Origin of the sequence: Streptococcus timonensis (genome assembly GCF_047460355.1) — a bacterium.
GTDB classification, from domain to species: domain Bacteria; phylum Bacillota; class Bacilli; order Lactobacillales; family Streptococcaceae; genus Streptococcus; species Streptococcus timonensis_A.
Genome location: NZ_JASHGL010000001.1, coordinates 399,998 through 412,578, shown reverse-complemented (window position 1 = coordinate 412,578; position 12,581 = coordinate 399,998). Strand labels below are relative to the sequence as shown.

General features: G+C 39.1%; 13 protein-coding genes. 1 reads left to right on the top strand and 12 read right to left on the bottom strand.

Going from position 1 to position 12,581, the window contains the following annotated elements:
* Position 1: 1 nt before the first annotated feature.
* From csm3 to budA, 12 genes are all read right to left on the bottom strand, one after another.
* Positions 2 to 664, bottom strand: coding sequence for a type III-A CRISPR-associated RAMP protein Csm3 (gene csm3 / locus QM941_RS01995; protein WP_414338289.1), 663 nt, complete (start codon positions 662 to 664; stop codon positions 2 to 4).
* Entirely contained in the window at positions 661 to 1,041 is a 381-nt protein-coding gene (csm2, locus tag QM941_RS01990) for a type III-A CRISPR-associated protein Csm2 (RefSeq protein ID WP_414338287.1), read from the bottom strand. Before csm2 ends, csm3 begins: the two co-directional genes overlap by 4 nt.
* Positions 1,041 to 3,284 (bottom strand): type III-A CRISPR-associated protein Cas10/Csm1, encoded by a 2,244-nt coding sequence (cas10, locus tag QM941_RS01985; protein WP_414338284.1) that lies wholly within the window; start codon positions 3,282 to 3,284, stop codon positions 1,041 to 1,043. The genes csm2 and cas10 overlap by 1 nt, the downstream gene beginning before the upstream one ends.
* A complete protein-coding gene (gene cas6, locus QM941_RS01980) occupies positions 3,265 to 3,996 on the bottom strand; it encodes a CRISPR-associated endoribonuclease Cas6 (protein ID WP_414338281.1) in 732 nt (243 codons plus the stop codon). Before cas6 ends, cas10 begins: the two co-directional genes overlap by 20 nt.
* A gap of 332 nt (positions 3,997 to 4,328) precedes the next feature.
* Positions 4,329 to 4,592 carry a hypothetical protein gene (locus QM941_RS01975; protein WP_414338278.1) on the bottom strand — a complete coding sequence of 88 codons (264 nt, stop codon included), beginning with the start codon at positions 4,590 to 4,592 and terminating at the stop codon, positions 4,329 to 4,331.
* A gap of 138 nt (positions 4,593 to 4,730) precedes the next feature.
* On the bottom strand, positions 4,731 to 5,801 hold the full coding sequence (locus QM941_RS01970; RefSeq protein WP_414338275.1) for an ABC transporter substrate-binding protein: 1,071 nt from the start codon (positions 5,799 to 5,801) through the stop codon (positions 4,731 to 4,733).
* Positions 5,798 to 6,571, bottom strand: coding sequence for an ABC transporter permease (locus QM941_RS01965; RefSeq protein WP_045763347.1), 774 nt, complete (start codon positions 6,569 to 6,571; stop codon positions 5,798 to 5,800). Before QM941_RS01965 ends, QM941_RS01970 begins: the two co-directional genes overlap by 4 nt.
* A complete protein-coding gene (locus QM941_RS01960; protein ID WP_000754116.1) occupies positions 6,568 to 7,374 on the bottom strand; it encodes an ABC transporter permease in 807 nt (268 codons plus the stop codon). Before QM941_RS01960 ends, QM941_RS01965 begins: the two co-directional genes overlap by 4 nt.
* Positions 7,355 to 8,512 (bottom strand): ABC transporter ATP-binding protein, encoded by a 1,158-nt coding sequence (locus QM941_RS01955; RefSeq protein WP_414338271.1) that lies wholly within the window; start codon positions 8,510 to 8,512, stop codon positions 7,355 to 7,357. The genes QM941_RS01960 and QM941_RS01955 overlap by 20 nt, the downstream gene beginning before the upstream one ends.
* 134 nt (positions 8,513 to 8,646) lie before the next feature.
* A complete protein-coding gene (gene murB, locus QM941_RS01950) occupies positions 8,647 to 9,552 on the bottom strand; it encodes a UDP-N-acetylmuramate dehydrogenase (RefSeq protein ID WP_414338269.1) in 906 nt (301 codons plus the stop codon).
* Between the two features lie 115 nt (positions 9,553 to 9,667).
* Positions 9,668 to 10,420 (bottom strand): YhfC family glutamic-type intramembrane protease, encoded by a 753-nt coding sequence (locus QM941_RS01945; RefSeq protein WP_414338267.1) that lies wholly within the window; start codon positions 10,418 to 10,420, stop codon positions 9,668 to 9,670.
* A gap of 18 nt (positions 10,421 to 10,438) precedes the next feature.
* Complete coding sequence (gene budA / locus QM941_RS01940) at positions 10,439 to 11,158, bottom strand: acetolactate decarboxylase (protein ID WP_414338265.1); 720 nt, start codon at positions 11,156 to 11,158, stop codon at positions 10,439 to 10,441.
* Between the two features lie 139 nt (positions 11,159 to 11,297).
* Here budA and QM941_RS01935 point away from each other — a divergent pair, with 139 nt between their 5' ends.
* Positions 11,298 to 12,569 carry a PLP-dependent aminotransferase family protein gene (locus tag QM941_RS01935; RefSeq protein WP_414338263.1) on the top strand — a complete coding sequence of 424 codons (1,272 nt, stop codon included), beginning with the start codon at positions 11,298 to 11,300 and terminating at the stop codon, positions 12,567 to 12,569.
* The last annotated feature ends 12 nt before the right edge of the window (positions 12,570 to 12,581 follow it).

Genomic DNA, 12,581 nt, shown 5'->3' with positions numbered 1-12,581 from the left:
ACTAGACCTCCGTAGATAAAAGTTTATTTAATCTATCCGTACTATATGTTCCAAAAACTGTCACTATCTTAAGTTTTTCAAAGCGAACCTTACCATAACCACGGGAGCCTGAACCACCCAAATAATCAAGTTCTAGGAGTTTTAATCCATCAAAAATCACTTTAAAGTCCTCCTCTACCTGTGCTTCACTCTTTTTTGTGATTTCGTAGATTAATTCAAAATCAAACCTACTATCTCTAATTGCTCTCTCAATCTGTCTTGGTTTAGCATGAGCCGAAATACGATCTATTGTGTTTTCAAATTTTACTTCAGTATATGTTTTGACTCCTAATTCATCCAATTCTTCTTTATTCGCTAGGAAAGAATCTCTAAAGATAAGTCGTCCCATTTTATACTGGTCATCAGAACTATTCCCAAAAATCCGGCTGAGAACCTCCCCATCTTGGGTTGCTATCCGCGCTATTTTTTGATTATAATTTTTTGATAGAAGACTACGCATTTTTCCTTTAATACTTGAACCAGGAATGATGGGTAAGTTTGTAATTGGATCTTTTATGATAGGTAAATCTAAAGCCCCTATAGCAGCATAGGCATTACTTGTGCCGATATGGAGGCCTGTCTCTAAACGGATTTGTCCTGTTATTTGAAGTTTTGAATATGTCATTGTTCTTCCCCTTCATAAAATTTAAAATAAGCAACCAAAGCTTCCATATAACGACAAAAACGTTGAAGACTTTCCCTATCTTTAATTTCATTAAGTGCTTCTATAATTTCTCCCTTGATTACCAAGTCTTTTACAGAAGGTTCTTTACCTGCTTGATATATATATTGTACCTTTAAATAGGCTATTTTATCTTTCAAGTCATCGTACTCACGCACTCTACTTTCGTCATATAATGTACTAGTTAGACTTAATAACTTTCTAATTTTGCTGGTTGTTAAAAAAAAAGTGTCAGAATTATTTTTTTTTCGAATCCTTTTCAATGAATTAATGACATTTTCTGCCTTATCTACATAATTATCATCTGTTAAAAACATCATTATAAATCCTCTCTAATTTCATAAATATATAGGACTAAAGCAAGTTCTGCTTCTTTACGTTCTTGTTCACTACCTGTATACCAAGAAAAGAATAAGCTTTTAAATTCTTTAAACTCATATTTTTTATCACTATCTGTCTCATTCTCTAAACAAGTTAAACAATAAGCTAAACGCGCAATGTTCATCCGATTATAGTTTCGAAGGAGCTCAATCAGTTTATAAATAAAACTCTTACCACGATCATCCTGAATACTAAAAAAGTAGCGAATATTTTGGAGTTTACCTTTATATACATTGTCAATAAACTGATCAAACTTTAGAGTGTAGGTCTGGTCAAAGAGGGAAATACTATCCTTGTCGTTATCCTTAGCTACACCCTCTAGCTTGCCAGTTTCTTCGGCCATTAGACTAACAGGTGTTTTATCTTGAAAAAGACCAATCCCTGCTGATAGGGTTAATTTGCCATTTGTCCACTTGATAAAGTTTTGGCGCAGACAAACCGTAAACTCAATAATATCCTGCCAGGAACCGATAGTAAAGACATCATCTCCACCAGCATAGATGATCGATAGTTTTTTGTCTTTTGCAAACTGGTTGATATAGACCTTAAAGAAGAGACTCATAGTTCTAGAAAAGGTCGCTGAGCGTGCCAAAGTATTAAATTTGCCACCACCTTGATAGGAGAATCCAGCCATAAAGGCAGCTCCCAAATCATCTACGTCTAGACGAACAACTGCTAATCGCTTAATCCCTTGTCCAGTTTCACTATCCTGAGATAGTTGAGCATACTTGTAAATCTCAGCGTACTTGTAATCTCCGACAAAGACATGGGTTGCTTTTAGGATATCTGTGCTATAGCTATTCTTGGCATAAACACGGTCCCACTCTTCTTTAGCAAGGTCGGCTTTGGAAATACCTCTAATATAGGCTCCCGGACCTATCGGGAGGCCTTTTTCTTTTGTGACAATATAGTAGCTTTCTTGTATCTCCTTGGCAAAGCGATACATTCCTGCACAGATATGGCAGACCTCTTGTTTATTAGACTTGGTAAGCTTTTCTACTGAATGGCAAATCTCGCATTCTTTAAGGGAACTTTTTCCTCCTTGGTTGAGTTCAAGGAGAGTTTTGGCGTCATAGCGAGAAATTTTCTTTTGGGAAATCATCCGACTAGTTGTTTGATAGACTTTTCGATAGTCGGCCAGTGTCGTTGTTATATCATTGGCAGAAAACGGACTCCAACCAAATGCTACGTACAAGCCTGTCTGGAAATGCTTGACCAAAAACTGATTGAATTCTGCTTCAAAACTAGCCAAGGTTTCTCTGGTTTTTTCGGTGTTTGGAAGGATAAAGTAGGCATGCCCACCACCAACGTAGAGAAGATTAGTCCTTGTAAGCTCTAACTTCTCCAGTAAGCTATCAACGATATGTTCCCCCATAAAATCTAGATACAAGGAACGTGCTTTTAATTGTTGAGCAGCATCAGCCGTTGCAATATTGTAAATAAAGTCTTGGATCCCTGACAGGTCAAAACTTACTAATAAGAAGGCTTCTTGATCATAGAAGGCTTCTAAGTCTTGGGCCAGAACTTTCTTATAGTCTCGGCAGTTTCGATCATCTAAATACTCCTGAATAGCTAGAGAAAAACCTGCTGTCAGACGACTGTAGGTTGCTAGGGAAATATCCGATAATTCCTTGATCCTTGTCGAAACAGGTACATAGGAAAGGGTAGAGTCAAGAAGATTCAAAAGGGCATCTATCTCAGATTGACTAAAGTCCAATCTTTCAAATTCTTTTTCTAAAGTCTCTACTATCAAGTCATAATCTAACTGGTCAGACGGCTCACTAGATTCCTTAGCAAAGTTAGGCTCACCGTCAAGCTCTAATGGCTGTGCATCAAAATAACGCTGACTAGGGGTATCTGAAAATACATTGAAGATATCCGATTGTTTGCTTAGGAAATCTTCTTTTCCTCCATGAGTGTCTGCTGCCCCTTTTAGGCCTGAAGCAATCTTTGCAGCAGCTGACGTGATATAGACCAAACTATCAGGAGCTAAATCCGATGGCAAATCACTTGAAGTCGCCTTGGCTATCTGCTGGGCTATTTTTTCATTATCCGAAAAGCGTCTAAACCATTCGGAACCAATTGTACCTAGGTCTTTCTCATTATACCTGGACCCTTGAATCGCTTTGCCGATAGCGTGCAAAAGCGACCCATAAACTAAATCAATCTTTTCTTTCTTCAAGTTCTAAACATCCCATCCCTAAGCTAGTTTTCATACCGAGACCTGAGTACTCACCAAACTTCAGTAACATATTTGCATAAGCTTTTAAGGTATTTGGTCCTGTAATCTTAAAGCTTAATCGTCCTTTAAAAGCTGGAATCTTTTTACCATGTACCTTGAAATAACAAGTCTCCAATCGGTAACTGGTAATTCGACTACGCTTGACCAAGTAGTCCAGAGTTTCCTCTTCGATGTCCTGATGATTCTCAATCAAACGTGCATACTTCATCATCAAACTCTGAAAGATAAGACGCATGGAAGGAAAGAGAACGTACTCTCCCTGTGAGCGGAATCCAGTTGGAGTTTGAAAATGAATTGTATAAAATGACCGGTCTTGATCTTGATTAAAAAGTTCAAGTAGTTGCTCCGAACTAAGATCTTGCATGGACAAAGACTCAACTATGAGAGTTGGCAAATCATGAAGTTCTGCTCTTTTGAGCTCCAATAGAAAAGGCAGAATCTGCTTAACAGCCTCATCAGTCAAGAGATGAAGGGACCATAGGGTCTTGTCCTTTTGATGGATGATTTTTAGTGAGTAGGGGTTAGTCTCCTGCTCATGTAACCAGGTCACATAGTCTGGTGCTAGGTTTTCCATCATAAAACCATGAAACTTGGTGGATAAGTCTATCGGTGACTGGTCTATCCGTTTAAAAGAAATAACAATTCTTTTCATATGTTTCTCACCATTAGTACAAAAGTACGCTTTTTGATGTTAGTTCAAAAAGCGCTTTTTATATCTTTCATTTTGAAAATATTTGTTTTAACTCTATCGTCCCCTCTCGAGGCAAATAATAATTTAAATAAAAAAAAATAAAATAGCGAAAGAAGGTATAATGTTTCCGTCCCCTTTCGAAGTGAATAGGATTCTATATCTCACATCTTATATATGTAAATAATATAAAATTATGATAATACCTATTGGAAACTAATAACAGTATACCATATTTTGTAAGAGTTTTCATCTAAAATGAACAAACAATTGTCTCCATTTGAACAAAACATTCCCTACATCCCTGATGACTTTTTCAGGATATATTTTTTCTTACTGCTATCACTCTTTTTATCCCAACTTTTATTCCAAAGTTTCGAATTGCTAAAGATTGCTACGAAAATATTTGCAAATATAAAGAATCCTATCACCAAATGTATGGAATCAGTTGTTAGGTATTGTCGATCCAAGCCATCCTTTAAATGAAATAGTATAATTGTTTCGTTAACAATTAAAAAGGTTGGCCAGTAACTTTTTTTGAAAAAAGTAGACATTTTCATGATTTGTTACCGCTTTCTATTCGTATAAACTTAGTATACTACTAGGCAGTAAAATAAGCAAATAGGATAGTAAAAATAAACAGCTATACAACTATTCAAAAAACGAACCAGCTTGACTGATTCGTTTCGTTACTATCACTACTTCCGATACATCTTAAATTGTAGGAAGAGGTCACTGTAGATTCCTGTCCATTTATGATCAAATTTTTCATAAACTTCTAGGTGTTTCATTGTATCTGCATCTGGATAGAAGGACTTGTCCTCTTTTGTCTCCTCTGGGAGCATTTCCTTAGCAACAGTATTTGGTGTTGAGTATCCGACATACTCAGCATTTTTTAGAGCATTTTCAGGCTTCAACATAAAGTTGATAAAGGCATAGGCCGCATCCTGGTTCTTGACAGTTTTAGGAATAACCATGTTGTCAAACCAGAGGTTACTTGCTTCTGTCGGCACGACATATTTGAGGTTAGGATTCTTTTCCAACATCTGGCTGGCTTCTCCTGAGAAAGTCACACCGATGGCAGCATTGTTCTGAATCATGTAGCCCTTCATCTCATCGGCTACGATGGCCTTGATATTAGGAGTCAGCTCATACAGTTTATCAACCGTTTGTGATAGTTGTTCTGGATCTTTTGAGTTGAGGCTATAACCTAGTGAGTTAAGGCCTAACCCAAGTACTTCACGCGCCCCATCAAAGAGCATGATCGAATCCTTGTATTCTGGTTTCCAGAGGTCGTCCCAATGTTCAGGTGCTTCTTCCACCATGGTTTCATTGTAGACAATTCCCAAAGTCCCCCAAAAGTATGGGATAGAGTACTGATTGTTTGGGTCAAAGGACTGGTTGAGAAATTCTGGACCAATATTCTCAATTCCCTCAATCTTGCTATAATCTAATGGAACCAAGAGGTCTTCATCTTTCATCTTGTTAATCATGTACTCACTTGGGATAGCAATATCATAGGTTGTCCCACCCTGCTTGATTTTCGTGTACATGGCTTCGTTAGAGTCAAAGGTTTCGTACTGGACTTGGATTCCTGTTTCTTCTGTAAATTTCTCCAGAAGTTCAGGATCGATATAGTCTCCCCAGTTGTAGATAACCAGTTTTTGACTATCACGACTATTGATTTTACTGTCCAAATGGTAGGAAATTCCCCACAAGACAAGGATAATGGCTAAAATTCCTGCTAAAAATGAATAGAGTCGTTTCATGCTTGCTCCTCCTTCTCACGTGAAATGAAGTAATACCCTACAACCAGGATAATACTGAAGAGAAAGACCAAGGCTGAAAGAGCATTGATTTCAAGCGAAATCCCTTTACGAGCTCGAGAGTAGATCTCAACTGAGAGGGTTGAAAAACCATTTCCCGTTACAAAGAAGGTCACGGCAAAGTCATCTAGCGAATAGGTGAAAGCCATAAAGTAACCTGCGATGATAGACGGCGTTAGGTAAGGAAGCATAATTTCCTTGAACATTTGGAACTGGCTAGCTCCAAGGTCATAGGCCGCATGAATCATATCCCCATTCATCTCTTTCAATCGAGGCAAGACCATGAGCACTACGATTGGAATGGAGAAGGCTACGTGACTGGAAAGAACTGTCAGAAAACCAAGTGAAAACTTGAGTTGTGTAAAGAGAATCAAGAAGCTGGCACCAATCATAACGTCTGGCGCAACCATCAAAATGTTATTAAGTGATAGAAAGGCTTCTTGGTATTTTTTACGTGATTGGTAGATGTAAATGGCACCGAAAGTCCCAATAACAGTCGCAATCAAGGCTGATAGGAAGGCTAGTAAAAAGGTTTGAACCAAGATGAGCATGAGTCTTCCATCTCCAAACATGGTTTCAAAGTGAGACAAACTAAAGCCTGTAAAGCTATTCATATCATCCCCGGCATTGAAGGCATATCCGATCAGGTAAAAGATTGGCAAATAAAGGACGATAAAGACAAAGGCTAGGTAAAGATTCGATAATTTTTTCATCGTTCTCTCCTTTCCTTAGTCACCCACATGGTGATAAACATAGTCAGGATAAGAACAACTCCGATAGTTGAACCCATACCATAGTTGTCATTGGTCAAGAAGTTCTGCTCGATGGCAGTCCCCAAGGTAATCACTCGGTTCCCCCCAATCAAACGGGTCAACATGAAGAGACTCAAACTTGGGATAAAGACTGATTGAACTCCGCTTCGCACCCCGTTCATAGATAGGGGGAAGATAACATGGCGGAAGGTTTCCCACTTGGTCGCACCGAGGTCATAGCTGGCATTGATGAGATTGTTATCCATATCATCCAAGACATTGAAGATGGGCAAAATCATAAATGGAAGCTCGATATAGCTTGCGACAAAGATAAATGAGAAATCTGTAAATAGCAACTGCTGAGAACCAATTCCGATAAATTCTAGGAATTGATTAATAGAGCCATTTTGACCAAAAATTCCGATAAAGGCATAAGCCTTAAGGAGTAGGTTGATCCAGGTTGGCAAAATGATTAGCATGAGCCAGAGTTGACGGTGTTTGAGACGGGTCAAAAAGAGGGCTGTTGGATAGCTAATCAAGAGTGTCACTAAAGTCACAATCCCTGCATAGAGAACAGAGTTGAAGCTCATTTTGAGATAGGTTAAGTTTTGTGACGCAAAATAGGATTTATAGTTTTCTAAACTAAACTGACCTTCGATGTTGAAAAATGATTGTCCAAAAATCAAGACTAGGGGTGCCAATACAAAGAGTGCAATCCAAAGCATGTAGGGCACTACAAAGAGTTTAGAGGTTGTTTTCTTCATCTCTTTCCTCCTCAATAGCGTTAATCAAACCTGCTTCTTGCTCTTCGATTTCTACGTATTCTTCGATACGAGCATCGAACTCTTCTTCTGTTTCATTGAGACGCATGATGTGGATGTCTTCTGGCTCAAAGTCCAGACCAATTTCCTCACCAACGATGGCCTTACGAGTTGAGTGGATCATCCATTCGTTGCCAAGTTCGTCATAGGCGATAATCTCATAGTGAACCCCACGGAAGAGCTGCGTATCGACCTTAACTTGAAGTTTTCCTTCTTCTGGAAGGGTAATGCGCAAGTCCTCTGGACGAATGACGACTTCGACCGGTTCATTTGGCTTCATCCCACCGTCGACCGCCTCAAAGCGTTTGCCATTGAACTCGACCAAGTAGTCCTCAATCATGGTTCCTGGCAAGATATTTGACTCCCCGATAAAGGTAGCAACAAAGTGGTTGATTGGCTCGTCGTAGATATCAACTGGTGTCCCAGACTGAACAATCTCACCGTCATTCATGACAAAAATCCAGTCACTCATGGCCAGAGCTTCTTCCTGATCGTGAGTGACAAAGACAAAGGTAATTCCCAATCGTTGTTGCAGTTCACGCAGTTCGTACTGCATGTCTGTTCGCAATTTCAAGTCCAGCGCTGACAAGGGCTCATCCAAGAGCACCACTCGAGGATGGTTGATAATCGCACGCGCAATAGCTACACGCTGACGTTGTCCTCCAGATAGCTTACGAATCGAACGTTTTTCAAAACCTTCTAACTGAACCATCTTGAGAACTTCTAAGACACGTTGTTCGATTTCTTTTTTATCGACCTTTCGCAATCGCAATGGAAAGGCAACATTTTCAAAGACATTCATATGAGGGAACAAGGCGTAAGATTGGAAGACCGTGTGAACATCGCGCTTATTGGTCGGGATGTCATTGATACGAACACCGTCTAGCAAAATATCACCCGTCGTTGCGTCTAGCAAACCTGCAATGATATTTAGGATGGTTGATTTTCCTGAACCAGAAGCTCCTAGCAGTGTATAAAATTTTCCTTCTTCCAACTCAAAGTTAATATCCTTGAGAACCTTAGTGTCACTATCTTCAAAAACTTTAGTAACGTTTCTGAATTCGATAATTGGTTTTTTCAATTCCTCTAAATTCCTTTTTCTTCGTAAATTAACAGATTGGGACCTTGTAAAATGCTAGCAATGACTGTAAGGAATTGACCCAAACCATATCTAGCGATAAAATCCCAATCTTTTAATGCTATGTAAAAATAATGTTATTCGTGTTCACCCAAGATACGAACTTCTCGCTCTAAGGTAACACCTGAATGTTCTTTAACTTTTTCAATGACAGTCTCAATTAAGTCTTCATAATCTCGAGCTGTCCCATCGGCTACATTAATCATAAAGCCCGCATGTTTTTCCGAGACTTCGACACCACCGATACGGTAGCCCTTCAAACCAGCTTCTGAAATCAATTGTCCTGCAAAATGCCCGACTGGACGTTTAAAGACAGAACCACATGATGGATATTCCAAAGGTTGTTTGAGTTCTCGAAGGTGGGTCAAACGTTCCATTTCTTGATTAATAGTCTCATAATTCCCTGGAGATAGTGCAAATTTAGCTGATAAGACTACTGCTCCAGAATCTTGAATAGCTGAATGACGATAACCAAAGGCTAGATCCTTAGCTGATAAGGTTTCAATTTCCCCATCTTTGGTCAATACTTTGCAAGACTGCAAAATATTAGAAATCTCTCCACCATAGGCGCCAGCATTCATAAATACAGCACCACCGATGCTTCCGGGAATGCCACAGGCAAACTCAAAACCAGTCAAGCTATGTCGAAGAGCTATACGAGTGGTCTCAATCAGGTTAGCACCTGCTTCTGCTTCAATGGTATAACCATCTACAGAAACATTGTTGAGTTTGTCACACAAGATAACAAATCCACGGATACCACCATCCCGAACGATAATGTTGCTAGCATTTCCCAGTACCATCCAAGGAATATTTTCTTGATTGGCAAACTTAACCACTCGAGCCATCTCGTAGCGATTTCGTGGAAAAACCAAATAGTCTGCCTTTCCACCTACTCTTGTATAAGCATAAGATTTTAAGGGTTCATCGAAACGAATATCGATTCCTTCTAAGGTTTCATTTATTTTATCTAATACAATCATTTTGCTCTTCCTTTTATAAAATACATTCTATTATACCATTTTTAGGAGCATTTTTCGATGATTAGTTTATCTTTTTAAAAAGCTCACAGAAAAAAGAGGCTAGGCCTCTTTGACACTATTGTTTTTTGCAAAAGATTGATTTTGTTAGGAAGATAAAGCCCACAACTTCTACTGCCAGCAATCCTTCTACAAAAAGTGGATTAGAAATCCAGCCAACTTGCGATAGGGCAGGAGCCAAATCAAATAAAGCATGTAAAGCGTAGGCTGCTAGTAGATAAATCCATTTCTTTTGACGAACAGCTTGATAAACCCAAACAGTCAAACAAACTTGGATCATCATAGCGAGGATTCTCTCAAGTCCCAAGAGGTAAACTTGCCAAGGAGCTAGGGTCCGAATGGTTTCCAGCATATTCTGTGTCAAGAGTTCTAAAACCTTAGGGTTTTGAGATTGGACAGCTGAAAATAGGATAAAGAGATTTATTAGGCTAGCAATTCCAACATAAAGTAATTCTAATCCACCGTGACCAAGACCATAGGCAAGGGCATCCGAAACTTCTAATTTTCTTTTCTTCTCCAACCATTTAAAGAAGATAAAGCGAGCTGTTTCTTCAAATAGAGCAGCCATTGCAATTCCATAAATTACATAGATAATCGGATGCTCTGTCATTAGAGCAATTGTTCCATCCCTTTGCGGGCGAAGAACAAGAAGATGAACAATCTTCTCCAAGACCTGTGCCGATACGAAAAAGGCAATCGCTCCTAATCCTAAAACTGATAGATTAATCTTATATTTCTTTCTCGCAAACCAAATAGCTGCAATCAGAAAAATGATTAAAGCAATCATCGTTGCTATAATATGTCCATTCATATTTCTCTTCCTCTTCCTTTACTCTGACTGTTCAATATCTCTTTTCATCTCATCTACATCGAACTTTGCAAAAAGATACTTACGATCTTGAACTGGGAAACGTTGATCTAATTGATCAACAGCTCCTAATTCTACAATCCCTTCCTCGATGACAAAGTTCATCACATGACCACCAAATGTTAGGTCATCGGAAATGAAGTGCAAATGGTAACCTGCGACACTAACCCCATGAAAAATTTCTGGGGTCCAGAAGCCAACAATAGTTCCAGACACATTTTCACGACGATACTCTGGTTGATGAGTCGCAACCTCTGCAAACTTTCTTTCAGATGTTGACTTGGGAATCATACGTACATGCATATGCTTGAAATCCCCATGAATCTTGATGGAACGAAATAGATTTTCCCCATCATAATAGGACTCAATTCTTTCTTCTAATTCCTGGTCAGTCATTTCAAAGCGCTGGCGGAAAATAACTTCAGCCTGATGGGGAACAACTGCCGCATAAGGAATCAAGGCATCAGGAGAGACTTCAACAATCTCTGGTTTTTCCCCTGACCCCTTGGCTTGATAAGCCTTTCCATCCAAGACAATCAGCTCGCCATCTATAGAGTCAAGAGTACCTATTCCTAAATCACCATGTTGAAGTAATTCACCTACTGTCAGACTTCCTCCATAAAGTCCAGCCATCAGTGCTCCTAAAGTATTGTATTGAAATAATTTTACTGGTTCACGCACCTTAGTATCCCATTCTTTCCAATGTTTTTACTTTCTAAGTATATCATAAATTTTCTTAGATTTGAATGGGAGATTGGCTTTTAGCATTGCCAAACGTAGAAAAAAAGGGTACAATGAAAAAAATTATAGGAGGTCTCATATGAGAAAGTTGAGCAAATATCAAGAAGTAGTAGCTTATCTCAAGGTTGGTATCGAGACTGGGAAATTCCCAACTGGTAGTCGCCTCCCATCTATCCGTCAACTTAGTCAAGACTTCCAATGTAGCAAAGACACCATTCAACGAGCTTTACTTGACTTGAAGCATGCTCAATATCTATACGCTAAACCCCAGAGTGGCTATTATGTCTTAGAACAAGGACAGCATCAAGACCTAGAAATCGAAGTTACAGATGAGCACGCCAGTGCTTATGATGACTTTCGCCTTTGTGTCAATGAGACCTTGATTGGCCGAGAAAACTACCTCTTTAACTATTATGACAATCAGGAAGGACTTGACGACCTTAGAAAATCTGTTCATAAACTCCTTTTTGAGCAAGCCCTTTATTGCAAGCCTGACCAACTAGTTTTGACATCTGGTACCCAACAAGCCCTTTTTATCCTTTCTCAGATTGATTTCCCTAATAAGGCGGAGGAAATCCTTATTGAGCAACCTACCTACCATCGAATGAATCAGCTGTTGCTAGCTCAAAACCTTCCCTATCAAACCATTGAACGACGAATTGACGGTATTAACCTTGAAGAATTAGAAAGACACTTTAAAACTGGTACTATCAAATTTTTCTACACTATTCCTCGTTTTCACTATCCTCTGGGGCACTCCTACACTGAAGAAGAGAAACGAGAAATTCTTGCTCTTGCGAATCAGTACGGTGTTTACATTGTTGAAGATGATTACCTAGGAGACTTGGATCCAAAGAAAGGACAGACCTTTCACTATCTGGATACTGAGGACCGGGTTATTTACATTAAATCCTTCTCAACTAGCCTCTTTCCAGCCCTTCGTATTACCGCTCTTATCCTCCCAAATGCTATCAAAGAAGCCTTTGTATCCTACAAAAATGTCTTGGACTACGATAGTAATCTTATCATGCAAAAGGCTCTATCCTTATATATCGATAGTCAATTATTTGAAAAAAACCGTCTTGCCAGACTGGCAATACAAGACAGGTATCAAGTTCAGATTGATCACGTACTTAAGAAATCATCCTGTCCACTCCCCGCTTTCCGACTCCATAATGGTCTCCTCTTGGATCTCCGTCAATTCCCCAAGATTGCAAGTTTAAAGCACAGTCATCTTAATTTGGATTTCTTCGAGGAAGCCTATCTAGGTCCATGTCCCTATCAGTTTGTAAAAGTTTCTTTAGAGGATTTAGAAAAAGTCCTAAGCTACATAAAAGCAGAATTGGAATAAATCCAATTCTGC

Excerpts from the sequence above, each read along its gene's own strand:
- csm3 (WP_414338289.1), bottom strand. The coding sequence starts at position 664 with ATGACATATTCAAAACTTCAAATAACAGGACAAATCCGTTTAGAGACA.
- csm2 (WP_414338287.1), bottom strand. The coding sequence starts at position 1,041 with ATGATGTTTTTAACAGATGATAATTATGTAGATAAGGCAGAAAATGTC.
- cas6 (WP_414338281.1), bottom strand. The coding sequence starts at position 3,996 with ATGAAAAGAATTGTTATTTCTTTTAAACGGATAGACCAGTCACCGATA.
- QM941_RS01975 (WP_414338278.1), bottom strand. The coding sequence starts at position 4,592 with ATGAAAATGTCTACTTTTTTCAAAAAAAGTTACTGGCCAACCTTTTTA.
- QM941_RS01970 (WP_414338275.1), bottom strand. The coding sequence starts at position 5,801 with ATGAAACGACTCTATTCATTTTTAGCAGGAATTTTAGCCATTATCCTT.
- QM941_RS01965 (WP_045763347.1), bottom strand. The coding sequence starts at position 6,571 with ATGAAAAAATTATCGAATCTTTACCTAGCCTTTGTCTTTATCGTCCTT.
- QM941_RS01960 (WP_000754116.1), bottom strand. The coding sequence starts at position 7,374 with ATGAAGAAAACAACCTCTAAACTCTTTGTAGTGCCCTACATGCTTTGG.
- murB (WP_414338269.1), bottom strand. The coding sequence starts at position 9,552 with ATGATTGTATTAGATAAAATAAATGAAACCTTAGAAGGAATCGATATT.
- QM941_RS01945 (WP_414338267.1), bottom strand. The coding sequence starts at position 10,420 with ATGAATGGACATATTATAGCAACGATGATTGCTTTAATCATTTTTCTG.
- QM941_RS01935 (WP_414338263.1), top strand. The coding sequence starts at position 11,298 with ATGAGAAAGTTGAGCAAATATCAAGAAGTAGTAGCTTATCTCAAGGTT.